Raw genomic sequence first — 25,631 nt, 5'->3', positions numbered from 1 at the left:
GACCCGACACATCGGACCGACGCCGGTCCCCCAGCGACCCGATCATCGGCAGCCCGAGGAGAGTCCGACCAAAGACAGCCTGATCAGGAGTAGAACGAGTCCAGAATCGCGGCGTAGCGGTTCTCGACCGCCTTGCGCCGAAGCTTCAGGCTCGGGGTCACCTCACCGTCCTCGATCGTGAGGTCGTGGTCGAGGATCGCGAACCGCTTGATCGTCTCCCAACGGTTCAACCGCGCGTTCAACTGGTCGATGTACCCCTGCACCATCTCCCGCGCGGCGTCGGAGGTGACGATCTCGGCGTACGAGCGGCCCTGGAGCCCGACCTCCGCCGCCCAGGTCTGGATCGAATCGGGGTCGAGCGTGATGAGCGCGGAGCAGAAGTTGCGGTTCTCGCCGTGGACGACGATCTGGCTCACCCACGGGCAGATCGCCTTGAACATGACCTCGATCGCCTGCGGCGAGATGTACTTGCCGCCCGAGGTCTTGAACAGGTCCTTCTTCCGGTCGGTGATGCACAGCCGTCCGCCGTCCACGAGCTCGCCGATGTCGCCGGTGTGGAACCAGCCGTCAGGCTCCAGCACCTCGTCGGAAAGCTCCGGACGGTTGTGGTAGCCCCGCATGACACCGGGGCCTTTGACGAGGATCTCGCCGTCGTGAGCGATCCGCAGCTGGGTGCCCGGGAACGGGCGTCCCACCGTGCCGAACCGGAAGTCGCCCGGCAGGTTGACGCACGTCGCCGCGCTGGTCTCGGTCAGGCCGTAGCCCTCCAGGATGAGGATGCCCGCCGCGTGGAACCATTCGGCGAGCTCTCGGCTCAACGCCGCCGACCCGGAGACGAAGAAGCGCAGCCGGTCACCGAACCGCTGTCGGATCTTGCGGAAGACCAACCGGTCGGCCACGGCGTACTCGAGCGCGAGCAGGCCACTGGCGTCCTGGCCGTTCTGCCGCAGCTGCGAGACCCGCTTGCCGACGCCGAAGGCCCAGTCGAACAGGCGGGCCTTGATGCCGCCCTCCTGCTCGATCATCGAGACGATCCGACCGTGCGCCTTCTCGAAGATCCGCGGGGCGGCGGCCATGAACGTCGGGCGCACCACGGCGAGGTTCTCGACGATCTTGTCGACCCGCCCGTCCACCGCCGTGGCGAAGCCGATCTGCAGCTGTGCCATCAGCAGCACCTTGCCGAAGGAGTGCGCGAGCGGCAGCCACAGGTACTGAAGGTCGTCGGGACGAAGGATCTGGACGGCGTCGATGGCCGCCCCCTCGTAGGTCCAGCAGTCGTGGACCAGCCGCACACCCTTGGGCTTGCCGGTCGTCCCAGAGGTGTAGATCAAGGTCGCGAGGCTGTCCGGGCCGACGGCGGCGCTGGCGTCCTCCACCGCGGACGGGTTCCTGGCGAGGTGGTCGCGCCCCCGCGCCTCCAGGTCGGCCAAGGTGATGACCTCACCACCGAGGTCCGCGGAGCCGTCGAACGTCACGATCAGGCGGAGGTCGGGAAGCTCCGCACGGTGCTCCCGGATCTTCTTGACCTGGTCGTCGTCCTCGGCGAAGACCACCCGGCTCCCGGAGTCACCGATGATGTAGGCGACCTCGGACGAGGTGGTCGTCGGGTAGATGGTCGTGGTGGCGGCACCCGCGCACATGATGCCGAAGTCGGCGAGGATCCACTCGTACCTCGTCGTCGACGCGATCGCGACCCGTTCCTCCGGCTGGATGCCGAGCGAGATCAAGCCGGCGGCGATGTGGCGAATCCGCTCGCCCGCCTCACGCCAGGTAACCGACTCCCAGCGATCACCCACCGGGTAGCTGAATGCCGGGGCGTCCGGGGTGGCGGAGATCCGGTCGAAGATCATCCGTGGCACGGTGGGTGCGCGGTTGTCGACCTTGGACTGGTCGGGCTGGCGGGGCGTGGCGCCCCGAATCAGGTCGCTGGACATCGCGTCCCTCCACCTTCTGCGATCAGCCGGGCCGTTGCGCCCAACAGCCCGGCGGCCCACGTCTCTCGCGGCGAGCGCCGCCCGAACCCAGGCATCTCACCACGAACGAGGCGGGTCGGACGCGCGATGCGGTCACGCGTCGTCAACTCGCCGCGACCATCGTGGTGCACGAGCGACCGGCACGCCAGGCTCCACGCCCACAAGGGGCCGCGATCCGGTTTGACGCGGCCATACAACGGCCTACTTCTTCCCGCTGGGCTCCGTCGCCGACAGCGCCGCGATGAAGGCCTCCTGGGGCACCTCGACCCGCCCGACCATCTTCATCCGCTTCTTGCCTTCCTTCTGACGTTCGAGCAGCTTGCGCTTGCGGGTGATGTCCCCGCCGTAGCACTTGGCCAGAACGTCCTTGCGGAGCGCGCGGATCGTCTCACGGGCGATGACGCGGGAGCCGATCGCGGCCTGGATCGGCACCTCGAACTGCTGCCTCGGGATGAGCTCCTTCAGCTTCTGGGCCATCGAGACACCGTAGGAGTACGCCTTGTCGCGGTGGACGATCGCGCTGAACGCGTCGACGGGGTCCCCGTGGAGCAGGATGTCGACCTTCACCAGGTCGGCCGGCTGCTCACCAGTGGGCTCGTAGTCGAGCGAGGCGTACCCGCGGGTGCGGCTCTTCAAGGCGTCGAAGAAGTCGAAGACGATCTCGGCCAGGGGGAGCGTGTAGCGCATCTCCACCCGGTCCTCGGACAGATAGTCCATGCCCTGGAGCTGCCCGCGCCGGGACTGGCAAAGCTCCATCACCGCGCCGATGTAGTCGGCGGGCGTCAGGATGGTCGCCCGGACGACCGGCTCGAAGACCTGCGCCACCTTGCCCTTCGGGAACTCGCTCGGGTTCGTGACGGTTACCTCGCTGCCGTCGTCCATCTGCACCCGGTAGACGACGTTGGGCGCGGTCGAGATGAGGTTGAGGTCGAACTCGCGCTCCAGCCGCTCCCGCACGATCTCCATGTGGAGCAGGCCGAGGAAGCCGCAGCGGAACCCGAAGCCCAGCGCGCCCGACGTCTCCGGCTCGAAGGTCAGCGCCGCGTCGTTGAGCTGGAGCTTCTCCAGCGCGTCCCGCAGGTCGGGATAGTCGTCGCCGTCGACCGGGTAGAGCCCGGCGTAGACCATCGGCTTCGGGTGACGGTAGCCCCCCAGCGGGGTCCCCGCGGGGTTGGCGGTGACGGTCACCGTGTCACCCACGCGGGACTGCCGGACGTCCTTGACGCCGGTGATGATGTAGCCGACCTCCCCCACCGAGAGCGACTGGCCCGGAGCGGGCTCTGGGGAGATGACGCCGATCTCGAGGATCTCGTGCGACGCCTTCGTCGCCATCATCAGCGCGCGCTGCCGGTGGGAGATGCTCCCGTCGACGACCCGGATGTAGGTGACGACCCCGCGATAGGTGTCGTAGACCGAGTCGAAGATGAGCGCCCGCGGCGGCGCGTCCGGGTCACCCTCCGGCGGGGGCACCCGCCTGACGATCTCGTTGAGGAGGTTCTCGACACCCTCCCCCGTCTTGGCGGAGACCCGCAGCACCTCGCTCTCGTCGCAGCCGATGATGCTCGCGAGCTCCGCGGCGTACTTGTCCGGCTGCGCCGACGGCAGGTCGATCTTGTTGAGCACGGGAATGATCTGCAGGTCGGCGTCGAGCGCGAGGTAGAGGTTGGCGAGCGTCTGCGCCTCGATCCCCTGCGCCGCGTCGACCAGCAGGACCGCCCCCTCGCAGGCGGCCAGCGAGCGGGACACCTCGTAGGTGAAGTCGACGTGCCCGGGAGTGTCGATGAGGTTGAGGACGAAGGTCGTCCCGGCGTGCTCGCCCGCCGTCGCCCGAAACGGCAGTCGGACGGCCTGGCTCTTGATCGTGATGCCCCGCTCACGCTCGATGTCCATGCGGTCCAGGTACTGGTCCCGCATGACGCGCTCGTCGACCACCCCGGTGAGCTGCAGCATGCGGTCGGCGAGCGTCGACTTGCCGTGGTCGATGTGCGCGATGATGCAGAAGTTCCGGATCAGCGCCGGGTCGGTCTGTCCCGGCTGCGGCACGGATCCCTGAACTGGTACGGGCACGGACGATCCATTCACTGTGGTCGGGGAACGACGTTCATCATCCCACGCCGCTCGCTCGCCTGCCCGTCCCACCGAGGCCTCCGGGGGCCCGACGACCCAGCCGGCCCGGATCGCCGGGCACGGGCCGGTTTGTCCAGGACGCTCCAGGTGGCCTCCGGCTCCAGCCCTCCCCCGGCCACTGTGCGCACAGCCGGGATGTCAGGATCTCGCCGATGTCCAACTCCTCGCAGCCCTCGTCGTCGCCTCGGTCGTCGTCGCCGTCCTCGCCGTCCATCCCCCACGGTGCCACTGCCGTCAGGCTGCAGTGGTACGAGCTTCCCGGCCTGATCCGTGCTCGCATCGAGGAGCGCCTGGGCGGTCGTGTGGTCGCCGTGACCAGCCAGGACTCCGGCTTCTCCCCCGGGTTCGCTGCTCGGCTCGTCATCGGGCGACGCCAGCGCGTGTTCGTCAAGGCCGCGTCCGTCGAGGACACACCCGACCTTGCCAGTGCCTATCGCGTCGAGGCCGAGACCTCCGCGCGGCTTCCGGAGGAGGTGCCCGCCCCCGTCCTGCGGTGGACCTTCGACGAGGCAGGGTGGACGGTCCTGTGCTTCGACGATGTCCCCGGCCACCCGCCGCACCGGCCGTGGCGCCCCGAGGAGCTGACCGCCTCCCTCACCGCGCTGACGGTGATGGCGCAGGCGCTGACCCCAGGGCCGCCCGACCTCGTCGTCCCCGAGGCCCGCGAGTGGCTCCGCGACGACTTCGGGTACTGGACCCAGCTCGCCGGTCACGGCTCCGGGGAGACCGATCCTCAGGTCGCCGAGCTCGCCGCGCTGGAGAAGGACGCCCTCGACGCGCTGCGCGGCGATTCGATCATTCACGCGGACCTCCGGGACGACAACGTGATCGTCGGCGACGGCGGCCAGGTGTGGTTCTGCGACTGGAACTGGGCGAGCCGTGGCGCGCCGTGGTTCGACCTGCTGCTGTTGTTGATCTCCGCACGGGCTGACGGCTACGACACCGACGCGCTGTTCGCCGCCCATCCGCTGGGCGCGGACGTCGACGCCGAGGCGGTCGACGCCGTCCTCGCCGGGCTCGCCGGCTACTTCACGCGGTCGTCCCTGCTCCCGCCCGACGCCAGGTCGCCCCACCTCCGAGCGCACCAGGCGTCGTACGCCGCCGCCGCGCTGTCCTGGCTCGCCGTCCGTCGCGGCTGGGTGGGCTGATCGGGGAAGCCCTTACGGGACCGCACGACCAAAGTCATACCTGGGCCGCAACCTGCTTCATCCGACAGGGTGACGGCAGCAGGCGGCGGGTCCACTAGCGTCGTCCCCGTGCCTGTGGTCAGTACACGCGACCTCACCAAGACCTTCCCGGGCGTCACGGCGCTCGACCGGCTCACGCTCGACGTCGGAACCGGCGTCACCGGGCTGGTCGGAGCCAACGGGGCGGGGAAGTCGACGCTCATCAAGATCCTCCTCGGCCTGGAGCGGCCGACCTCCGGGCACGCACGCGTGCTCGACCTCGACGTCGCCACCCATGCCCAGGAGATCCGCCGGTACGTCGGATACATGCCTGAGCACGACTGCCTCGTGCCCGACGTGTCCGCCACCGACTTCGTCGTCCACATGGCGCGCATGGCAGGGTTGCCGGCGGCCAGCGCGCGCGAGCGAACCGCCGACACGCTTCGGCACGTCGGGTTGTACGAGGAGCGCTATCGCCTCGTCGGCGGCTACTCCACCGGCATGCGGCAGCGCGTCAAGCTCGCGCAGGCCCTGGTTCACGACCCACGGCTGGTGTTCCTCGACGAGCCGACCAATGGCCTCGACCCGACCGGCCGGGACGAGATGCTCGACCTCATCCGCCGGATCGGCACCGAGTTCGGGATCTCGGTCATCGTCACCTCCCACCTGCTCGGCGAGCTGGAGCGCATCTGCGACCACGTGGTGGTCATCGACGGCGGCCGGCTGCTGCGCGCCTCGTCGACCGCGGAGTTCACCCGTGTCACACCGGTCTTGACGGTGGAGGTCGTGGCGTTCGACGAGGCCGGGCCGACGAACGCGCGTGACCGCATGGGCCAGGCCTTGGCCGCACGAGGTCTGCGCGTACGAGCGGACGGGCGCTGTCTCGCCGTCGACATCGCCGACGAGCGCACCTACGACGTCGTCCGCGACACAGCGGCGGAGCTACAGCTGGGTCTGGTCCGGATGCACCAACGCCGGCACCGCATCGCAGAGGTCTTCCGTGACGGTGCGGCCACGCCAGAGTCCGAGGAGGAGTCGCAGCATGTCGGTGCCCCCTGACGCGCCCGCCACGGGGCCCGGTTCCCCGGGATCCACTCCCACAGGAGACGGTGCCCCTGGCGCCACCGCGACCGCACCAGCCGGTGCTTCCGGCCAGGGCGGCGTGATCCACGACATCGGCTACCGCCGGTACGAGGGCGCCCGGCTCGGCCGAGCCGCCATCTTCCGCGCGCTCTACACCCACAGCGTTCGCGCGGCCTTCGGTCTGGGTCGCAGCGCCCGGTCGAAGGTGCTGCCGTTCCTCCTCCTCGGCGTCATGCTCATGCCGGCGGCCCTGATCGTCGCGATCATGGTGGTGATCAACGCGCCGAGCCTGCCGGTGCCGTATCCCCGCTACACCGTCATCATGCAGGCGGTGATCGGCGTCTTCGTCGCGGCGCAGGCGCCCGTGCTGTTCTCCCGCGACCTGCGGTTCCGCACGCTGGCGCTGTACTTCTCTCGGCCCATGCCACGCGGCGACTACGTGCTGGCCAAGTACGCCGCGATGGTCTCGGCCGTCGCCATCGTGACCATCGCCCCGCTGGCCGTGCTCTACCTCGGCACGCTCCTGGCCAAGCTGCCGGTGGGCGAGCAGACCAAGGACTTCGCCGTCGGCGCGGCCGGCGCACTGGTCCTCTCCTGCGTCCTCGCCGGCATCGGCGCGGTCATCGCGTCGCTCACCACGCGCCGGGGCTTCGGCGTCGCCGGGATCATCAGCGTCCTGACGCTGAGCTACGCCGGCACCTCGCTCGCCGCCGAGGTCATCCAGCACTCCGACCACGAGGAGGTGGCCGGCTACCTGGGCGTCTTCTCGCCCATCACCCTCGTCGACGGCCTCCAGGCGCGGATCTTCGGCGGGGAGTTCAGCGGCGTCGTGCCGCCGCCCGACACCGCGCTCGCCACCGCCGTGTACCTGCTGGCGACTGTCGTGGTCGTGGCCGGTTCGGTCGGGCTGCTGCTCCTGCGCTACCGGAAGGTGACCGGGTCGTGATCAGTCAGAGCTGCCCCGCGGTGCCGCCGCCCGTCGCGGGTCACATCGAAGCGAGGCAAGGATGAGTGTGCTACGGCTGGAGCGGGCGTCCCGCTGGTACGGCAATGTCGTCGCGGTCAACGACGTCACCATGACGATCGGTCCCGGCGTGACCGGTCTGCTCGGTCCGAACGGGGCCGGCAAGTCCACCCTCATCCACATGATGAGCGGCTTCCTCGCCCCGTCGGCCGGGAGCGTGACGCTGGACGGGCAGCCGCTGTGGCGCAACCACGAGGTGTATCGACGGATCGGGCTCGTCCCCGAGCGGGAGGCTCTCTACGACAACCTCACGGGCTGGCGGTTCGTCCTCGCCAACGCCCAGCTCCACAGGCTTCCCGACCCCGAGGCCGCGGCGAGACGGGCGATCGAGCTGGTGGACATGACGTCCGCGCAGCACCGCCGCGTCGGCACGTACTCCAAGGGCATGAAACAGCGGATCAAGGTGGCGACCGCGCTCGTCCACGACCCGGCCGTGCTGCTCCTCGACGAGCCCTTCAACGGCATGGACCCGCGGCAGCGGCTGCACATGATGGACCTCCTTCGCCACCTCGGCGAGCAAGGCCGCACCGTGCTGTTCAGCTCGCACATCCTCGAGGAGGTCGAGCAGGTCGCCTCCCAGATCGAGGTGGTGGTCGCTGGACGGCACGCCGCCTCCGGCGACTTCCGCGAGATCCGGCGGCTGATGGCCGACCGCCCGCACCAGTACGTCATCCGGTCCAGCGACGACCGGCGGCTCGCCGCGGCGCTCATCGCCGACGGCTCCTCCTCCGGCGTCGAGGTCGACACGCGCGAGGGGTGCCTACGGGTGCAGGCCGTCGACTTCCAGCGCTTCACCTGGCTGGTGCCCCAGGTGGCCCGACATGCCGGTGTCCGGCTCTACGAGGTCTCCCCGACCGACGAGTCCCTCGAAAGCGTCTTCTCCTACCTCGTCACCTCGTGAGGACAGCATGAACGCAACCATCGCCCGGCTCACCGTGAGCACCCTGCTCGGCAAGCGACGGGCCCTGTTCTTGGTGATCCTGCCGGCGCTGCTGCTCGGGTTCGCCGTCCTCGTCCGCTGGCTGGCAGGGCCGGACCCTCACCTGAGCGCCGGGCTGCTCCAGACGTTCGCGCTGGGGACGATCGTGCCGCTCCTGGGCCTGATCACCGGAACGGGTGTCATCGGGTCGGAGATCGATGACGGCTCGATCGTCTACATCCTGTCGAAGCCGGTGCGCCGCTCGGTCATCGTCGTGACCAAGCTCCTGGTCTCGATCGCGTGTTTGGTCGTCTTCGCGGCGATCCCGATCGTCGCCGCCGGCCTCGTCATGGTGGGTCTCGACGAGGGGATGGCCGTGGGCTTCGGCGTGGGAGCCGTCGTCGCCGGGATCGCCTACAGCGCTCTCTTCCTGCTCCTCGCGGTCGTGACCAAGCACGCGGTCGTCTTCGGCTTGATCTACGCCCTGATCTGGGAGTCGATGGTCGGCGGCTTCATCCCGGGCGCGCAGATGCTCAGCATCCAGCAGTGGGCCCTCGCCTTGACCGAGGCGATGGTCTCCTCGGACACGGCCCAGGCGGCTGTGGGTACGGGAGCCGGCACGATCTTGCTCATCGTCGTGACCGTGCTCGCGACGGTGCTGGCTGGGCAACGGCTGCGCTCGCTCACCCTCACGGAGAGTGAGTAGAGGTGAGTAGAGGGTGGTGAGGAGAAGGTCGGCAGGGCGCGACGTGCACGTGTCGGTGGGCCGCTGCCGACGGGGCGGGCCCTGCGGGAGAGGCACCTGGGATGCCCGGGAGGATGGTCTGGGCGACGTCCGATCCCGCCTCATTCGCCCCCCGCCCGGGTCGGCTGGTAGGCTTTCCCGTCGCGTGTCCAGGGGTCAGTGAGAGGACCGACCTGGGCACCTTCCAACCCCATCCAATCCGTCCGAAGACGTCGATCGAGGCACAAGCTCCGTGGCGAACATCAAGTCCCAGATCAAGCGGATCAAGCAGAACGAGCGCCGCCGGCTGCGGAACAAGTCGGTGCGTTCGTCGGTGAAGACGGCGATTCGCAAGTTCCGTGAAGCCGCTGAGGCTGGCGACAGGGCCAGGGCTGAGGAGCTTGCCCGTCACGCCGGCAGGCTGCTGGACAAGGCGGCGTCGAAGGGCGTGCTGCACAAGAACACGGCCGCCAACAAGAAGTCGGCCATCTTCAAGAAGGTCAACGCGCTCTGAGCCTGCTGGCGCTCGACCCCGCCTGAGCGGGCGGCGACGTCGAGCGGCACACGAGGACCAGGCTTCGATGGCTACCCGGCTGAGCCGGGTAGCCACGTGTCTGTCTGAACCCGATCCGTCTGGGCCTCGTCGCGCCGCGAGCCGGCTGCCTCTCGACGCCGACCACCACGGGGCTTAGCTCAGCGTTCGGTTGGAGCGGGCTCGCCCGATCTCCAGGACGGCTCGCTCCAGGGCGTACTCGGCGTCCTCGGCCGCTCCTTTGACCTCCGCGTCGGCTCTCGCGACCGCTCGGATGGCGCGCGCGAGCCCCTCGGTGCTCCAGCCGCGGAGCTGGCCGCGAAGGATGCGCACCTTCCACGGAGGCACCCCGACCTCTCTCGCCAGGTCGGCATCGCGCAGTCCTCGTGGCGCTCCGGCCAGCTTGGCCAGACTCCGCAAGCCGGACGCCAGGGCCGACGTCACGAGCACCGGCGCCACACCAGTTCGCAAAGCCCAGCGCAGCTGCTCCAGCGCGTCGCTGGTCCGCCCGGACACGGCGGCGTCGGCCACCGCGAAGCTGGTCACCTCGGCTCGGCCGGCGAAGTACCGACCGACGACCTCCTCCGTCACCGGAGCGCCACCGGCGTCCTGGACGAGCTGGGACGTAGCCCCGGCAAGGGCGCGCAGGTCACTGCCGACCGCCTCGATGAGCATCCGCGCCGCCTCCTCGCTGATCCGTCCGCCGGCCGCGTGGGCCTCCCGCATGACGAACGACGGGAGGTCGGAGCTCTTCACCGCCTCGCACTCGACGGTGCGCACACGCGCCTTGCGCAGCTTGTCGACGATCGCCCGGCCCTTCTGCCCGCCGCGATGGACCAGCAGGAGCGCGACGTCCGGCTGCGGATTCTTGACGTAGGCGACGAGCGCGTCGCCGGTCTCCGCGGGGAGCGACTCGAGCCCTCGGACCACGACGGCCCGCGCGTTGGCGAAGAGGGACGGGCTCGTCAGCTCGGACAAGGCTCCTGGGCCGAGACCGGCGGCGTCGACCTGGGCGACGTCGGCATCGGCATCAGCCTCCCGCACCGCGCGGAGCGCGGCCGCGACGGCGCGTTCGGCGAGAAAGTCCTCCGGGCCCACGATGAGGGTGACTCCGCCGAGGACCGAGACCTCGGGTGACCGTGACTTCGCTGCCATCGAGCGCCAGCATCCCACGCCACGCCGACAGCGTCTCGTCCTCCCGGCGCGTGACGACCGCCAACCGATCTCCGTCACGAACGATCGCCACCGAGCCAACCCGGTCGGTGCGCGCGACGACGGCACCCCCGCGCCTGAGCGCTCTCAGGACGGACTCCGACGGGTGGCCGTAGTCGTTGCCGGCACCGACGCTCACCAGGGCGATCCGCGCCTGAGTGGCGGCGAGGAAGTCGTGGTCCTGGTAGCGGGACCCGTGGTGGGGAACCTTGAGGACGTCGGCACGCAGGTCGACGCCCGACCGAAGCAGCGCTCGTTGCGTGGGTGGCTCGATATCGCCGGTGAGCAGCACACGGAGGCCCTGCGTCTCGGCGACGACGACCACGCTCGCGTCGTTCTCGGCCGACTCATCTCCCGGAACAGCGTCCCGGCGCGAGGGCGCGTCCGCCGCGAGGGTGTCCTCGGACGAGCTCACGACCGTCCACGTCACCTGCCCGACACGCCGCCGCTCTCCCGGGACCGCCACGGTCACCGGCACGGCGGCGTCGCCGGCCCACGCGAGCACACGCTGGGCCGCGTTGGGTGAGGTCCCGGGACGGCCGGCGGAGGGCTGGAAGGGACGGACGCCGATCTCACCCACGCGCCTTCCCCGCAGAACACCTGGGAGCCCACTGGTGTGGTCGGAGTGGTAGTGGGTGAGCAGGACGTACGGGACGTCGGTGACACCGAGCTCGGCCAGGCACCGGTCAACGGTCGCTGGTTCGGGACCGGTGTCGACGACGACACCGGTCCGCGGTCCGGCCCGTAGGACGAGCGCGTCTCCTTGCCCCACGTCGCAGGCGACCACCACCCACCCGGCCGGCGGCCAACCGGTGAGCCAGGCCAGCGGCACGAACGATCGGATGGGCTGGAGCACCCAGCAGGTCGTCAGGCCGGCGACCGCCAGGGTGAGGGCCCGCCGTCGGAGCAGCGCCGGGGCGGTGAGCGCGGCAGCGAGACACAGCAAGCTCAGCACCGCGATGCCCAGCCACGAGGCGGGCCAGGACACGCTCCCACCCGGGAGCGAGGCGGACACCTCGGCCACCTCGATGATCCAGCGGGCGGCGTAGCCGGAGAGCCGGGCCGGCACCGCCGCAAGCCGCACATCGAGCGGTGTCGTGAGAGTGGCGAGCAGACCGAGGACCGTGGCGGGAAAGACCGCGGGAGCGGCGACGACGTTGGCGAAGACGGCGACGACGCTGACCGAGCCGGACAGCATGGCCACCACGGGTGCGCACGCCAGCTGGGCGGCCAGCGGGACGGCGATCGCCGCCGCGACCGTCCGCGGCAACCAACGCCGGAGCGCGTCGGTGCAGCTCGGCGCGAGCGCCAGGATGCCGGCGGTCGCGAGGACGGAGAGAGCGAACCCGTACGTACGGCCCAGCCACGGGTCGAGGGCCAGCACGCTGATGACGGCAACCGCCAGCGCCGGTACACCGGATCGACGGGTTCCGGCGAACACGGCGAGCAGGCCGACCAGACCCATCGCGGCGGCCCGCAGCACGCTCGGCTCCGGTCGTGCGAGGAGGACGAAGCCGAGGGTGGTCAGCACGCCCAGAACCGGCAGCAGACCGAACGGCACTCTCGCCCAGCGCGCCGCGGTGAGTACCACGGCGAGGACGAGGGTGAAGTTCGTGCCGGACACCGCGGTCAGGTGCGTGAGCCCGGCCTGCTCGAAGTCGTCGACGACGTGGTCCGGAAGGTTCGACTCGTCTCCCACGACCAGCGCCGGCACCAGGCCTCGCTCGGCCTCCGGTAGGTCAGCGACTGCCGCTCGCAGGCCAGCACGAAGCCGACTCGCGGCCTGGTGAGCAGGCGACGCCGCTTCGACCAGGTGGGGCGGCGAGCGGGCGGAGAGCACGGCGGCCGCACGATCGCCTCGCTCGGTCGGAGACAGCCGCCCCGTCGTCGACACGAGCTCGTCCGGTTGGACGCTCCCCCACGACATGGGAGCGATCACCACCACAGGAGTGGAGACTCGGGTGGTGACACCGCGCGCGGTGACGCGCACCACCTCCGCGTCCAGGACGACGTAGGCGGAGCGGAAGCCACGTCCCTCGCGACGTACCGGGTCGCTGCGCACTCGGAGGTCGACCGAGACCACAGCCGTGTCGGCCGCGAGCGTGGGCACAGGTCCCGCACGGGTACTGGACACGTGCACGAGGGTGATCAACGAGAAGGCGGCGCCGCCGAGGAGGACGACCGCCAGCACGTTGACGCCCCGCCCCAGTGCCGAGCGCCGATCCGGCGCCCGACGTCGGCCGAGGAGCAGGATCACCGGCACCAGCGCCGCCAAGCCGATCGCCGTCCCCACCACGACGGGCACGGGAGCGACAGGAACCACGAGCGCACACAGCCAGGCGGTCGCTGCGAGAGGAACCAGTCGCAGGTCGGGCGGACGCCGTCGCCAAGGGGATGAGTCCGCGAACTCCCCCATGGCGCCCACCCGCTCAACCGCGGTCACGAGACGGTGACGCGGGCGGCGAGCTCGGCGAACCGACGTTCTCCGATGCCCGCCACCTCGCGTAGCTCGTCGACGCTCGAGAAGCGGCCGTGTCTCGCCCGGAACTCGAGGATGCGCTGGGCGAGCACGGGTCCGACGCCCGGCAGCATCTCGAGCTGCTCGGCGGTGGCGGTGTTGAGATCGACCAACCCACCCTCGGCTGGGCCACGCGACGGGCCAGGAGACGCAACGCCAGGCGGTGGAGTGACGCCGACGAGGACCTGCTCACCGTCGCCGAGAGGACGCGCGAGGTTCAGTGTGGAGAGATCGACCCCTGGCAGCGCACCGCCTGCGGCCGACACCGCGTCGACCACGCGGGAGCCCGGGGGAAGACGCAGGACACCAGGCGACCGGACCTTCCCCGCGACGTGGACGACGATGGTGGGTGCCGGCGTGGGCGAGGGCGGACCAGCCTTGGTCGCGACCGGCACGAGCGTTCGGGGGGTGGCCGCCGCGTCATCGGGGGTGAGGTCGATGCGGGTAGGCCGGTCCCGCACCGCCGTGACGACGGTGGCCAGGACCGCGGCCAGGAGCAGGGCCGCGATGACGACCACATGACCTCGGCGCACGTACCACGCCGCCGCGAGGACGTCGCCCACGGCCGCGAGACCACCGCGGCCACCTGAGGCTGGGGCCGCGTCGGTCTGTGGGTCGGCAGCGCTCGTCGTTTCGTGCTCGCCGCCGCCATCCGGCACGGCCATCCCTCGCCGCGGAACCCATCCACCCACCCGTGAGCGAGGGCGAGCCAACGCACGCACGCGGTGGAGCGCCACCGCGGCATCGTCGGGACGAGGGGCACGCCACAAGACCATGCCCCGGACGCTAGGACGCGGGCGTGCTTCGGCTCACGGTTCGACGACCGCGCTGTGGAGAGCGCGACCGAGCCGAGGAGCTGTGGACGACGGCGCCAGGCGCGTCAGACGAGCGACGGCCACGGTGATGGCGGCGACTCCGCGAAGAACCGCAACATCTCCAGCAGCCGGTCAGCCGACGGTGAGGTCCGGTTGTGACCGCCTGGTTGTCGGAGGGCGGCCAGCGCCCAGCTGAGGTGGTACCAAAGCACGCGGGCGGACCACTCGTGGATCGCCTCGCGTCGTTCCCGCCCGCTCAACGCAGCGGCGTACCCCTCCAACGCGAAGGGCACCGCCCGCAAGGGCAGCTTGGCGAAGTCGACAGCGGGATCCGCCCAGGCGGCGTCGCCCCAGTCGACCAGGCTCGCGACGTCAGGTGAGTCCGCGTCGACCACGACATTCGTGGGCGAGGCGTCACCGTGGACGATCACCGGCTCGACGTCGGCGGGGCGCCACTCCTCGAGCCGATCGAGCCACTCCAGCAGCCACTGCGCAGTCTCCAGGTCGATGGAGCCGGCGCTGGCCAGCTGGTCCACGGTGGCGTGCGGGTCGTCTGGCTCGTGGACGTGGAGACCGGGCAGCGAGCCGACCAGCTCACGGGTGAGCCCGTGCAGCCGTGCCAGGCTTTGGCCCACGTCACGGTAGGCGTCCGCGGCCTCGGACGGCGAGGTGCCGAGCGCGGCCAGGTCACGTCCTCGCACACGCTCGATGACCAGGTAGGGCACGTTCACCACGGTGCAACTGTCGTCGTAGGTCACCACCGCGGGTGTCCGGACACCGGCACGTCGGGCGACCGGGATGACGGTCGCCTCCTTGGCCAGCTCGGCGAGCCGAGCTCCTCCCCCGCGCGGGATCCGCACCACCAGGTGGTCGCCCAGGAAGTACACGTGGTTGGCCGCGCCCAGAATCGGAGCGGGCACGACATCGTCGATCGGTATGTGGTACCGGTCGGCGATCGCGGCCAGCGCCTCCTGACGAAAGTCACCACCCTGGCTCACGATCGCCAGGGTAGGGCACGCACCGTCGCGAAAGCGGGGAGCATGGGTCGTCGCGTCCGCACGCCTCCTTCTCGTTTTCCGGATCGCGTCAGCCCCAGCTCGTCGGCCCACCTTCGCGTCGGCCCAGCTTCTCGTCGGCCCAGACTGTCGGAAGCCGGTGTGAGAATGCCACGGTGAAAGAGACCGAGGCCGAGCTCGACGAGCTGCAAACCCTTCTCGACACCTCGCTCGCCCGATCAACCGCCCATCTACGGTCCATCGTGACACCAGGCGAGCGCACGTTGACCGCCCGAGAGCTGGTCAGAGTCCTCACCGGCATGTGCGTGCTCTCGGTGGCGACGGTGACCGCGCGAGGCGAGCCGCGCATCAGCGCGGTCGACGGCCATTTCCTGCACGGTCGGTGGGTCTTCTCCACCACCGGCGCCGCGGCCAAGGCGCGTCACCTCAAGGCGCGTCCAGCGGTCAGCGTCGCCCACCTCCGGGGAGACGACCTCGGCGTCTTCACCCACGGCGTGGCCGAGTTCATCTCACCCGAGCACCCCAACTGGGCAGAGATCGAGGAGCACCTGACACGCCACTACGGCAGCTCGCCAACCACCTGGGCCGACGACGTCGTCTACCTCCGCGTCGTGCCGCACTGGATGGTCGCGTACGCCTACCAGAAGCAGAAGGTTCTCGCTGAGGCCGGCCTGACCTCCTGACGGCCCGCCCCGGACGACCGTCGCCCGGAAGCATCGCCAAGGGCCGGCGAGCGAGGGCCACACCTCTCGCCGCGCTCCTGTCGCGCAAATCGAGCGGGCGGGGAGCAGCCATGCCTGGCCTCTCCCCGCCCGCGACGATCAGCTCGAACGATCAGCCTGGGACGATGTTGACCAGCTTGGGAGCCCGGACGATCACCTTCCGGATCTCCCGGTCGCCCAGAGCGTTGCGAACCTTCTCGGAGGCGAGTGCCCGCTCGCGCAGCTCGTCTTCGGTGACGTCGGGCGAGACCTCGAACTTGTCCCGCAGCTTGCCCGCGACCTGCACGACGGCCGTCACCGACTCGGCTGTCGCCAGCTCCGGGTCGTAGCTCGGCCAGCCCGCCAGCGCGACGGTCGGCTCGTGGCCGAGGCGCTCCCACATGTCCTCCGCCGTGTACGGCGCGACCAGACTCAGCATGATGGCCAGCGCCTCGACCGCCTCCCGCACGGCCGGGTCGGCCGGGCCCGGGCCGGAGTCGATCGCCTTCCGGGTCGCGCTGGTCAGCTCCATGAGCCGGGCCAAGGCGACGTTGAACTTGAAGGACTCCACCAGCTCGGTGACGTCTTTGATCGTCCGGTGGGTCACCTTGCGCAAAGCCTGGTCGCCGTTCGCCGGATCGACACCGGGCTCGCTCTGGACGTCACCGGACAGCCGCCAGGCGCGCTGCAGGAACTTGAGCGACCCGCCGGGCGACACGTCGGCCCAGTCGATGTCGTCCTCGGGCGGCCCCGCGAACGCCATGGTGAACCTGATGGCGTCCACACCGTACGTCGACAGCTGCTCGCCCAGGTCGACGCCGTTGCCCAGGGACTTGCTCATCGCCTTGCCCTGGTTGATGACCTGCCCCTGGTTCAGCAGCGCCTTGAACGGCTCGGTGAAGTCGACCATGCCCATGTCGTACAGCACCTTCGTGAAGAAGCGGCTGTACAGCAGGTGCAGGATCGCGTGCTCCACACCGCCGACGTACTGGTCGACCGGCATCCACCGCCGCACGTCCTCGGGGTTGAACGGCCCGTCCTGGTACCCCGGCGAGCAGTAGCGCAGGAAGTACCACGAGGAGTCGACGAAGGTGTCCATGGTGTCGGAGTCACGGCGCGCCTCGCCGCCACACTTCGGACACGCGACCTTCACCCAGTCCGTCGCCGCGGCCAGGGGCGAGACGCCCTTGGGCGCCAGGTCCGCCCCGCGCAGGTCGGGCAGCTCCACCGGCAGCTGGTCGTCGGGTACCGGCACCTCGCCACAGCTGTCGCAGTGGATGATCGGGATCGGGCAGCCCCAGAACCGCTGCCGCGAGATCAGCCAGTCGCGCAGCCGGTAGGTGACGCCCCGCTTGCCGATCCCCTGCTTCTCCAGCCACTCGATCATCGCCTGGATGCCCTCGTCCTTGCCCAGGCCGTCGATGACCGGAGAGTTGACGTGCCGTCCCTCGCCGGGTGTGGCGATGCCGGTCTCGGCGGGATCCGGCTCACCGGTGTCCACGACCACGCGCACCGGAAGGCCGTACTTGAGCGCGAAGTCCAGGTCGCGCTGGTCGTGGGCGGGCACCGCCATGATCGCGCCCGTGCCGTAGTCGGCCAGCACGTAGTCGGCGGCCCACACCGGGATGCGCTCGCCGTTGACCGGGTTGATCGCGTACGCGCCCAGGAAGACGCCGGTCTTCTCGCGCTCGGTCGACAGCCGCTCGATCTCCGACGTCCGCTTGACTTGCGCCAGGTACTCCTCGAACGCCTCCCGCTGCTCCGGGGCGCAGATCTCCTGAGCCAGCCGCGACTCCGGCGCCACCACGAAGAACGTCGCGCCGTAGAGCGTGTCCGGGCGGGTGGTGAAGACGGTGACCGGCTCCTCGCGACCCTCGATCGTGAAGTCGACGTAGGCGCCCTCGGACCGGCCGATCCAGTTGCGCTGCATGGTCAGCACGCGCTCTGGCCAGCGGCCCTCCAGCTGGTCCATGTCCTTGAGCAGCCGCTCGGCGTAGTCCGTGATCTTGAAGTACCACTGGGTGAGCTCACGCTTGGTGACGGTCGCACCGCAGCGCTCGCACGCTCCGTTGACGACCTGCTCGTTGGCCAGGACCGTCTGGTCCTGCGGGCACCAGTTGACCAGCGAGGCCTTGCGGTAGGCCAGCCCGCGCTCGTAGAAGCGCAGGAACAGCCACTGGGTCCACCGGTAGTACTCGGGCTCGCACGTGTGCAGCCGGCGTGACCAGTCGAAGGACACGGCGTACCGCCGGAAGGACTCGGCCTGCGTCTCGATGTTGGCCCAGGTCCACTCCGCGGGGTGCAGGTTGCGCCGGATCGCGGCGTTCTCCGCCGGCAGGCCGAACGCGTCCCAGCCGATGGGGTGCAGGACGTTGTAGCCCTTCTGCAGCCAGTAGCGCGCGATCAGATCGCCGAACGCGTACGCCTCTCCGTGCCCCATGTGGAGGTCACCGGAGGGGTACGGGAACATGTCCAGCAGGTAGCGGCGTTCGCGCGGGTCCGGCGCAGCCTTGGGGTCGTCTCCGGCGAGACGGTCCGCCCGGAACGGGTTCATCTGCTGCCACACCGGCAGCCACTTGTTCTGGATGCGGACGAAGTCGTAGGTGTCGGTGTCCGTCGCCGCTCGGGGGCCCGTTCCCGCTCGAGGGGTGGACGACTCCGGCTCTGCCGCGTGCGACTTGCTCATCGTTCGTGCTCCGTGAAGGCTGGGCGGATGGTGACTTCTGCCGGGGACGCGGCGACCCCACCACCGGCCCGCGCCGGCACCTCGGGGACGCCCCTCAGACCTCGAACAAAAAACCCCTCAACACAGGAGGGGTTTGCCGCGCCGACGCGGTGCTCACGCACCCGCTGATGGTCAGCGCGGCTCGCTAAGGAGCAGAGCCACTGGCATGCCCCTCAGGGTAGCGCACACGAACGCCTGGCCGCCGCACGGCATGACGCGCGACCTCACGGAGCGCTGACGCCCGGTTCGTACCCGCTCAGGCCTGCCCGGACAGCCGCCGCCGGACGATCTCGAACGACACGACAGCCGCGGCGCTCGCGACGTTCAGGGACTCCACGTCTCCGGGCATCGGGATGCTCACCCACCGCGCGACGTAGGGCCGCACCGCCGCCGTCACCCCCTCGGTCTCGCTGCCGAGGACGAACGCCACCGGAGGCTCCACGCGGGTCTCGAAGATCGTCTCTGTCGCGTCGGCGGCGAGCCCGACCACCTCGTAGCCGGCCTCGACCAGCCGCTCCGCGGCTTCCTCCGCCGTGTCGCAGCGGAGGACCGGCGCGCGGAACGCCACGCCCGCGGAGGCCTTCACCACGAGCGGATCGAGGTCGGCCACTCCGCGATGCGGCACGACAACTCCCCCCAGACCGGCCGCCGTCGCCGAGCGCAGGATCATCCCCACGTTGGCCGGGGTCTTGATCCCGTCCAACACGAGCACTGTGTCCGGACGCTCGTGGTGCTTGCCACCGAGCGCGTCAGCCAAGGTCCGCATGCGAGGAGCGACGACATCGGCGAGCACGCCGTTGTCGTGCCGCGGGTTCCCTGACAGGAGGTTGATGCGCTGAGCCGGAACTCGTCGAACCGCGACGCCTCGCGCTTGGGCTGCGGCGACGATCTCCCGGATCGACCCGCTCCGGGCACCCTCGGCGACGAGCACCTTGTCGACCGTGAGGCGCTCATCGGTCAGGGCCGCCAGCACCGGTCGAATCCCGTAGACCGTCACGAACCGGTCTCGAGGCGACACGTCCTCCCGCACGAGGGTCAGTCTCCCACCGTGGTCTCATCGCCCTCACCGTGGTCCGGTCGCCTCCGGCCGACCCCTCGCCGGGTCGTCATGTCCCGGCCGCCTGGACCCCTCCTTCCGGGCTACTCCTCCAGAGGCAGGCGGACTGGCTGCCCCGCCTTGACCGACGCGTAGGCCGCGAACGCGATCTCCGTCGCCTTGTAACCGTCCCACCCGCTCGGTTGCGGTTGGCGTCCCTCGCGGATCGCGGCCAGGAACTCCGCGATCATGAGCGCGTCGGCGTTGTCACCCCACGGCAGCCATTGCACGTTCTGGGAGCCGGACCGAGACGGGCCGTCGTAGTAGGAGTTCATGGTCTGGGCGAACGCGTCCGCGGTCGCCACGCCGTCGTCGCCCACGAACTCCAGCGTCACCCCGCCCCACGTCGGATAGGACTTCGGACGGCTCCAGCTGCAGTCGATCGTCGCCACGACGCCGTTCTCGAAGGTCACCGCGATGGTGCCGGCCGTCTCGACCGGGAGGTCGGGATACAGCAGGCGGTTGACCTGGGCGTAGACCTCGACCGCCTCGCTCCCGAGGATCCAGCGCAGCAGGTCCGCGACGTGGACGGTGTGGTCCATGACCGCGCCGCCACCGGCGAGCTCGGGATCGACGAACCAGCCGCCGGGCATCGTGCCCGGGTTGGTTCCGGCCACACCGTGGATCCGTCCGAGCTTCCCGTCCCGCACCAGGCGGGCCACGCTGACGACGGGGCCGCAGAACCGCACCGGGAACGCGGTCATCAAGCTGACCCCGGCCTTCTCGCAGGCTTCGATCATCGCCCGGCCATCGGCCAACGACGTGGCGAGGGGCTTCTCGCACAGCACGTGTGCTCCGGCCGCCGCGGCCTGCTCGACGAGCACGCGGTGACGGGCGTTCTCCGAGCAAATGACCACGCCGTCCGGCCCCCACTCGAGGAGCTCGGCGTAGGAGGTGGTGAAGCTCACGCCGTGCTGGTCGGCGATCGGCTTGCCGCGCTCGGCGTTCTCGTCGGCCACGCGAAGCTCGACGTCAGGGCGGCTGGCCAGCACGGACGCGTAGCTCAGCCCGTGCAGGTGGGCGAAGGACAGGATCCCGATCTTGAGCGGGCGCTCGCTGGTCTCGGTGGCAGGGCTGGGGGAGCCGCTCATGCCGACGTCACCTCCGCGGACGCGGTCGTCGTACCAAGGTTCGTGTCCGACTCGTCGGTCGGAAGCTCGATCGCGCGTCCGGTCTCGGCCGACTCCACCGCAGCGAGCGCGATCTCCAGTGCCGCCCGACCGTCCTCCGCGCCTACCCGGGGCGGTGTCCCGTCCTCGATCGCGGCGAGGAACTCGCGAAGCTCGGCGGCCCAGGGGTCCTCCGCCGTCGGCCAACCTCCGGCGAAGGCCAGCTCCGGAGGCGCCGTCCGGACCGCGGGCCGCTGGTCGGTCGCGTAGTCGAGCATGCCCTCGCTGCCCGCGAGCTCGAAGCTGGTGCGGAACGGCGCCTTCAGCCTGGCCCACGAGGCGGTGAGGTGGCTGATCGCCCCGCTCGCGTGCGTGAGGATCGCGTAGGCGTGGGTGTGGGCGCCTTGCGGGCCAGCCGGTCGCAGCGTCTTGGCGTAGACCCGGACGACATCTCCGGCGATCCAGCGCGCGAAGTCGATGTCGTGGATCATGACGTCGCAGATGATGCCGCCGGAGCGAGCCTGGTCGTGGTACCACCGGTCGCCCGCGGGCATGCCGCCCTCACGGGTCAACCGCAGCACCGCTGGCGTGCCGATGCGACCGGCCACGACGGCCTCGCGCGCGGCGGCGTACTCGGGGAAGAACCGCACGACCTGCGCGACGTGCAGCTGGACGCCGGCTTCCCGCGCGGCGGCGATCAGCTCGTCGGCTTCCGCGAGCGTGCGGGTCAGCGGCTTCTCGCAGATCACGTGACGACCCGCCCGGATGCCCGCGAGCGCGACCGTGTGGTGGGCGTCGGTGGGGGTGCAGACGTCGACCACGTCGACCGCGCCGAGCAGGCTCTCCATGTCGTCGTGGACGGTCACGCCCCGCTCGTCGCGGGCGCGAGCTCGCGCCTCGGGTAGTCCGTCGTACCCGTGCACGTCCACGCCGAGTCGCTGCCACCCGGCGATGTGCACTCCACCCATGCCGCCGAGCCCGACGACACCCACGCTCTTGACTTTCACCAACTCATCCCTTCGGCCGCTGATTGGAGCTGACCATATCCCTAACGCCCCATCGGCCCGATGGGAAGACCCGTCCACCTCGTGGACGCGACCGGGTGGCCTGCCTCTCCGTCGCCAGGTCCTCTCTCGTCGTCAGGTGATCATTGACACACTCACGCGAGGTTCAGCAGGGCGATCCCGGCGACGACGATGACGGTGGCGGCGGTGCGCCACCGACCGAACGGCTCCTTGAAGACGACCGCGCCGATGATGGCGCCGACGATGACGCTGGTCTCACGAAGAGCCGCGACCGCCGCGAGCGAGCCGCGTGTCTGCGCGACCAGCACCAGTCCGTAGGCCGCCACCGCGCAGGTCCCGGCGACGGCTCCGATCCGCCAGTGCGACTCGATGTCGCGCAGCAAGACCGAGGGGCCCTTGTGCAGCGCGACGAGCACCACCACGACAGCGCCGTGGAGCACGAACAACCAGGCCGCGTACGCCAGCGGCCCCTCAGCCCGTCGAACGCCCACGCCGTCCAGTACGGTGTACGTCGCGATCAGCAGCCCGGTCACCACGGCGGCCGCGACCGCCGGCAGCTCCTCCCGTCGTGGCCGACCTCGCGCGCAGACCAGGCACCCCAGCCCGACGGAGACGACGACCACACCGGCCAGCTGACCCGCGCTCAGGTGCTCATCAACGACGACCATGGCGGCGAGGGCCACCGTCCACGGTGACATGCCACGCGCCAACGGATACACCTGGTTGAACGCGCCGAGTCGGTACGAGCGCATGAGCGAGAGGTTGTAGAGGACGTGGACGCAGCTGGAGGCGAGCAGCGCCGGCCAGCTCGCCCGTGCCGGGACGCCGACCCAGGGCAACGCGACGAGCCCACCCACGACGAACCCCGCGGACAGCACCGCGACACCGACGAGCTTGTCGGTGAACGCGTGGGCGAGGGCGTTCCAGACCGCGTGCAACACGGCCGCCGTCAAGACCGCGACCGTCACTCCCACGGTGGGGGTCGCAGACGGGGTGGACGCGAGCGCGAGCGGTCCGAGCACGGGCCAAGGGTGCCATCACCACATCACGTATCGATGTGTCACCCGTCCGTAACCGGCGTGACCTTGATCAACTTCTCGCCCACTCCTCTACTGGAGAGAGGGAGGAGCACATGGAGGTGGGGAGTGGGCACGTCGACCAGGTGGTCAGGGCCGGCCGGCCGCAATTGGTCCGCTCACGGCCGGGTGGGAGTCGCGCTGCCCATCCAGCGGTCCACCCGACGCCCCGATGGCGCGCCGCGACACGAAGCGCCTGGCGAGCGCGCCGCGGCCAGCGACAACCGAGGACGAGACGCTCGACGCACGGCGGACACGGTCGAGAAGGCCGCCGAGTGTCTGGCGAGGGCGCTGAGCGAGGAGCTGCGGCACCATCCCCCGGACTTCATAGGATTTCGGACCACTGCCCGCCGCTGTGGCCACGCCTTGGTCGACGTCTTGACCAACCTCGACCGATGGAGTCAGGGCACGACCGGGCTGGCGAGCCCGTCCGACCCGGAAGACCGCTTCGTTCGGTGGTTCATCGACGAGGTCGTCGGGGACTCCGGCCTGCTCGTCGACGCCCTCGCTCGCCGCGCAGCCCGACGGACGGCGGAGCGTCTGCTCGAGATGAGCCCAGCGGTGCGGGACGCGGTCGCGTCAGGCGACACGTCGGACGTCGTCCTCCCTGACGCGGTGTTCTGTGAGCTGTACCAGCTGTTCTTCGCGGACCTGGTCGAGGAGTTCTTCCGCGCGGTCATCTTCGCCAAGCTCGTCACCGTGGCACCGGTCCTGCCGCTCGTGGACCCAGCGGACCTCGTCAGCCGCGCCACGACCCGAGTCGTGGCGCGCGTCGTCTCCCCGTGTGCGGAGCGGAAGCGCAACCCGTCCAAGCCCCTCACCGCCATCGCGCGCGACCTGGCGGACCACATCGTGGAACGTCTGCTCAACCCGGCGGAGGAGGCGGCATGACGCACCGTAGGGAGTACGGCGTGAAGCACCGGGGGGAGTACTTCTTCTACTACTCGGAGTCCAGCCGACGTGAGAAGACAGGCTGGGTAAGGCTGCGCGGCAAGGATTTCAGGTCGTTGATCTCTGCGGTTCCGAAGCTGGTCGGAGGCGGACGAGAGACTCCGGTCTGGGTGCAAGACCTCTGCCGCATCGCCTGCGCCGTCCATCTCGCGGACAGACGCGCCGCACGCAGGAGCAGTCCTGACAGGTGGACGAGGGTCATCCACCTCAGCGTCGAGGTCGGGGATCCCTCACTCTGGCAGCCCGAGGTGATCAGCACCCTCACGTCCATGCTTCGGGTCCTCACCGCTGACGAGTGGCTCGTCGAGGTGTACGGTGGCGCTCCACCGATCGACGCCGCGATCCTCCTCGACGACATGCCGTCGGTGGACGGATTCGACGCCGTCGTCCTTCTCTCCGGAGGTCTGGACTCCGCGGCCTACACGCTCGACCTGGCCAGCCGTGGCGGCGTGACGATGTACCTCCTTTCCTTCTACCTTGACCGGCATCGCCAGCCACAAGAGGCCATCCTCGATGAGATCGACCGCCTCCTGAGATCTGATTACGTCCACAGTCGAGTCAACCCACAGGTTCGCGGCTCCGCCGACGAGTCGAACCGCTCGCGAGGATTCCTCTTCGCCGCCTTCGCTGTCCTCGTCGCCACCGCCTTCAACGTCACGAGCGTCCGGATTCCGGAGAACGGGCAGGTGGCGATCAATCCCTCCCTCACCCCCGCGCGGGCGGCGAGTTGCTCGACGAAGTCCGTGCACCCGTGGGTGCTCTGGCAGCTCAACCGCCTCATCGAGGCGCTCGGCGGCGACGTCCGGGTCGTCAACCCGCTCCTCTACCTCACCAAGGGCGAGGTGTGCGCGATCGCGAGGGACGCGCTGCAGAGAATCGGGAGCGACGCGGAACGTGTCCTGGCCGGCACCATCAGCTGTGGGAACCGCAGCGTCAACCGGCCGCACCACAACAACTGTGGCTCCTGCTTTCCGTGCCTCGTCCGACGCTCGGGCCTGCACGCCGCGCTCGGCGCGGACCCGACGACGTACGCGGCGACGCCCCAGGACCCGGACGACACGCTGGCAGACCTCGTCGACCTGCGCTGCTGGCTGGAGACGCCGTTCACCACGCGGGACCTGCTCGCGGAGGCTCCGCTCCCACCCGACGTCGACGTCGACCGGCTCATGGACATGCTCCACCGGGGGCGGGAGGAGCTGCGCGCCATGCTCGACCACACCTTCCCAGCTTGGAACCTCGCTGGCGCCGGCGGACGCTGAGCTGTCGCCGACGGACGGCGCATCCCGCGCCGCCGGAATCAGCAGGGTGCCGGGTCAGCCAGGTAGGGCGCCCGACCGCTCGTACTCGGTGAGCATGGCGATACGACGAGCGTGGCGCTCCGCGCCCGAGAAGGGCGTGGTGAGGAACACCTGGACGAAGGCCGTCGCCTCCTCGATCGAGTGCATCCGGGCTCCGATCGACAGCACGTTGGCGTCGTTGTGCTGGCGGGCCAAGGCAGCCGTCTCCTCGTTCCACGCCAGGGCGGCACGCACGCCTGCCACCTTGTTCGCGGCGATCTGCTCGCCGTTGCCGGAGCCGCCGAGGACGATCCCGAGACTGCCTGGGTCCGCGACCACGCCACGGGCGGCGCGGAGGCAGAACACCGGGTAGTCGTCGTCCGGGTCGTACTCCGTGGGCCCGTGGTCGACGACCTCATAGCCATGATCGGCGAGCCAGCCGGCCAGGTGTTGCTTGAGCTCGAAGCCAGCGTGGTCCGATCCCAGATGCACTCGCATGCCGCAGAGTCTGGCAGTCGGCTCTCTCGAGCCGACGGCGAGTCCGCCACTTCCGGCATCGGCG

Annotated in this window: 21 protein-coding genes; 9 read left to right on the top strand and 12 right to left on the bottom strand. The window is 70.1% G+C overall.

Annotated features, from left to right (window positions below):
• Positions 1–83 precede the first annotated feature (83 nt).
• On the bottom strand, positions 84–1,934 hold the full coding sequence (locus tag DFJ64_RS16060; RefSeq protein WP_115851187.1) for an AMP-dependent synthetase/ligase: 1,851 nt from the start codon (positions 1,932–1,934) through the stop codon (positions 84–86).
• Positions 1,935–2,174: 240 nt separating this feature from the next.
• Complete coding sequence (gene lepA, locus DFJ64_RS16055; protein ID WP_281268512.1) at positions 2,175–4,040, bottom strand: translation elongation factor 4; 1,866 nt, start codon at positions 4,038–4,040, stop codon at positions 2,175–2,177.
• A 212-nt stretch (positions 4,041–4,252) separates the two neighbouring features.
• On the opposite strand from lepA, the gene DFJ64_RS16050 reads away from it, so the two are divergent.
• The 6 genes from DFJ64_RS16050 to rpsT all read left to right on the top strand — a co-directional run bounded on the left by DFJ64_RS16050 (position 4,253) and on the right by rpsT (position 9,530).
• Positions 4,253–5,248: a phosphotransferase gene (locus DFJ64_RS16050; RefSeq protein ID WP_115851185.1), complete on the top strand. Its 996-nt coding sequence runs from the start codon at positions 4,253–4,255 to the stop codon at positions 5,246–5,248.
• Between the two features lie 108 nt (positions 5,249–5,356).
• The gene (locus DFJ64_RS16045) at positions 5,357–6,325 is read left to right on the top strand and encodes an ABC transporter ATP-binding protein (RefSeq protein WP_211310637.1); all 969 of its coding nucleotides are present in this window, start codon (positions 5,357–5,359) and stop codon (positions 6,323–6,325) included.
• Complete coding sequence (locus DFJ64_RS16040; protein ID WP_115851183.1) at positions 6,309–7,295, top strand: ABC transporter permease; 987 nt, start codon at positions 6,309–6,311, stop codon at positions 7,293–7,295. Before DFJ64_RS16045 ends, DFJ64_RS16040 begins: the two co-directional genes overlap by 17 nt.
• A gap of 61 nt (positions 7,296–7,356) precedes the next feature.
• Positions 7,357–8,274 (top strand): ABC transporter ATP-binding protein, encoded by a 918-nt coding sequence (locus DFJ64_RS16035; RefSeq protein WP_115851182.1) that lies wholly within the window; start codon positions 7,357–7,359, stop codon positions 8,272–8,274.
• Between the two features lie 7 nt (positions 8,275–8,281).
• Positions 8,282–8,998, top strand: a complete 717-nt coding sequence (locus tag DFJ64_RS16030) for an ABC transporter permease (RefSeq protein ID WP_115851181.1) — start codon at positions 8,282–8,284, stop codon at positions 8,996–8,998.
• 271 nt (positions 8,999–9,269) lie between these two features.
• Positions 9,270–9,530 carry a 30S ribosomal protein S20 gene (rpsT, locus tag DFJ64_RS16025; protein WP_115851180.1) on the top strand — a complete coding sequence of 87 codons (261 nt, stop codon included), beginning with the start codon at positions 9,270–9,272 and terminating at the stop codon, positions 9,528–9,530.
• A gap of 174 nt (positions 9,531–9,704) precedes the next feature.
• Here rpsT and holA read toward each other — a convergent pair whose 3' ends face one another.
• The 4 genes from holA to DFJ64_RS16005 form a co-directional block, all read right to left on the bottom strand.
• A complete protein-coding gene (holA, locus tag DFJ64_RS16020) occupies positions 9,705–10,646 on the bottom strand; it encodes a DNA polymerase III subunit delta (RefSeq protein WP_245941325.1) in 942 nt (313 codons plus the stop codon).
• Positions 10,579–13,065, bottom strand: coding sequence for a ComEC/Rec2 family competence protein (locus DFJ64_RS16015; protein ID WP_245941170.1), 2,487 nt, complete (start codon positions 13,063–13,065; stop codon positions 10,579–10,581). Before DFJ64_RS16015 ends, holA begins: the two co-directional genes overlap by 68 nt.
• Before the next feature lie 134 nt (positions 13,066–13,199).
• Positions 13,200–13,841, bottom strand: coding sequence for a ComEA family DNA-binding protein (locus DFJ64_RS16010; protein ID WP_245941169.1), 642 nt, complete (start codon positions 13,839–13,841; stop codon positions 13,200–13,202).
• A 317-nt stretch (positions 13,842–14,158) separates the two neighbouring features.
• The gene (locus DFJ64_RS16005; RefSeq protein WP_170152637.1) at positions 14,159–15,091 is read right to left on the bottom strand and encodes a phosphotransferase family protein; all 933 of its coding nucleotides are present in this window, start codon (positions 15,089–15,091) and stop codon (positions 14,159–14,161) included.
• 173 nt (positions 15,092–15,264) lie between these two features.
• Between DFJ64_RS16005 and DFJ64_RS16000 the strand changes: the two genes are divergently transcribed.
• Positions 15,265–15,792, top strand: a complete 528-nt coding sequence (locus DFJ64_RS16000) for a pyridoxamine 5'-phosphate oxidase family protein (protein WP_115852157.1) — start codon at positions 15,265–15,267, stop codon at positions 15,790–15,792.
• A gap of 151 nt (positions 15,793–15,943) precedes the next feature.
• Here DFJ64_RS16000 and leuS read toward each other — a convergent pair whose 3' ends face one another.
• The 5 genes from leuS to DFJ64_RS15975 form a co-directional block, all read right to left on the bottom strand.
• Positions 15,944–18,496 (bottom strand): leucine--tRNA ligase, encoded by a 2,553-nt coding sequence (gene leuS, locus DFJ64_RS15995; protein WP_115851176.1) that lies wholly within the window; start codon positions 18,494–18,496, stop codon positions 15,944–15,946.
• A gap of 295 nt (positions 18,497–18,791) precedes the next feature.
• Positions 18,792–19,565 (bottom strand): TrmH family RNA methyltransferase, encoded by a 774-nt coding sequence (locus DFJ64_RS15990; protein WP_115851175.1) that lies wholly within the window; start codon positions 19,563–19,565, stop codon positions 18,792–18,794.
• A gap of 110 nt (positions 19,566–19,675) precedes the next feature.
• Positions 19,676–20,722 carry a Gfo/Idh/MocA family protein gene (locus tag DFJ64_RS15985; protein WP_115851174.1) on the bottom strand — a complete coding sequence of 349 codons (1,047 nt, stop codon included), beginning with the start codon at positions 20,720–20,722 and terminating at the stop codon, positions 19,676–19,678.
• Positions 20,719–21,747: a Gfo/Idh/MocA family protein gene (locus DFJ64_RS15980; RefSeq protein WP_115851173.1), complete on the bottom strand. Its 1,029-nt coding sequence runs from the start codon at positions 21,745–21,747 to the stop codon at positions 20,719–20,721. Before DFJ64_RS15980 ends, DFJ64_RS15985 begins: the two co-directional genes overlap by 4 nt.
• A gap of 152 nt (positions 21,748–21,899) precedes the next feature.
• A complete protein-coding gene (locus DFJ64_RS15975; RefSeq protein WP_211310636.1) occupies positions 21,900–22,787 on the bottom strand; it encodes a DMT family transporter in 888 nt (295 codons plus the stop codon).
• Positions 22,788–22,970: 183 nt separating this feature from the next.
• On the opposite strand from DFJ64_RS15975, the gene DFJ64_RS15970 reads away from it, so the two are divergent.
• Both DFJ64_RS15970 and DFJ64_RS15965 read left to right on the top strand, forming a co-directional pair.
• Positions 22,971–23,732 carry a hypothetical protein gene (locus tag DFJ64_RS15970; RefSeq protein ID WP_115851172.1) on the top strand — a complete coding sequence of 254 codons (762 nt, stop codon included), beginning with the start codon at positions 22,971–22,973 and terminating at the stop codon, positions 23,730–23,732.
• A complete protein-coding gene (locus DFJ64_RS15965; RefSeq protein WP_147304737.1) occupies positions 23,729–25,051 on the top strand; it encodes a hypothetical protein in 1,323 nt (440 codons plus the stop codon). Before DFJ64_RS15970 ends, DFJ64_RS15965 begins: the two co-directional genes overlap by 4 nt.
• Positions 25,052–25,105: 54 nt before the next feature.
• Here DFJ64_RS15965 and DFJ64_RS15960 read toward each other — a convergent pair whose 3' ends face one another.
• Positions 25,106–25,567, bottom strand: coding sequence for a ribose-5-phosphate isomerase (locus DFJ64_RS15960; protein ID WP_115851170.1), 462 nt, complete (start codon positions 25,565–25,567; stop codon positions 25,106–25,108).
• Positions 25,568–25,631: the final 64 nt, after the last annotated feature.

Source organism: Thermasporomyces composti (assembly GCF_003386795.1).
In the GTDB taxonomy this organism is placed as follows: domain Bacteria; phylum Actinomycetota; class Actinomycetes; order Propionibacteriales; family Actinopolymorphaceae; genus Thermasporomyces; species Thermasporomyces composti.
The sequence above is the reverse complement of the archived record's forward strand: the minus strand, read 5'-3'. Positions and strand labels throughout refer to the sequence as shown.

Bases quoted from the DNA above. Each gene is read 5' to 3' on its own strand.
- DFJ64_RS15985 (WP_115851174.1), bottom strand. From the start codon at position 20,722: ATGAGCGGCTCCCCCAGCCCTGCCACCGAGACCAGCGAGCGCCCGCTC.
- DFJ64_RS16050 (WP_115851185.1), top strand. From the start codon at position 4,253: ATGTCCAACTCCTCGCAGCCCTCGTCGTCGCCTCGGTCGTCGTCGCCG.
- DFJ64_RS16060 (WP_115851187.1), bottom strand. From the start codon at position 1,934: ATGTCCAGCGACCTGATTCGGGGCGCCACGCCCCGCCAGCCCGACCAG.
- leuS (WP_115851176.1), bottom strand. From the start codon at position 18,496: ATGAGCAAGTCGCACGCGGCAGAGCCGGAGTCGTCCACCCCTCGAGCG.
- DFJ64_RS15965 (WP_147304737.1), top strand. From the start codon at position 23,729: ATGACGCACCGTAGGGAGTACGGCGTGAAGCACCGGGGGGAGTACTTC.
- DFJ64_RS16030 (WP_115851181.1), top strand. From the start codon at position 8,282: ATGAACGCAACCATCGCCCGGCTCACCGTGAGCACCCTGCTCGGCAAG.
- DFJ64_RS16040 (WP_115851183.1), top strand. From the start codon at position 6,309: ATGTCGGTGCCCCCTGACGCGCCCGCCACGGGGCCCGGTTCCCCGGGA.
- DFJ64_RS15960 (WP_115851170.1), bottom strand. From the start codon at position 25,567: ATGCGAGTGCATCTGGGATCGGACCACGCTGGCTTCGAGCTCAAGCAA.
- DFJ64_RS16035 (WP_115851182.1), top strand. From the start codon at position 7,357: ATGAGTGTGCTACGGCTGGAGCGGGCGTCCCGCTGGTACGGCAATGTC.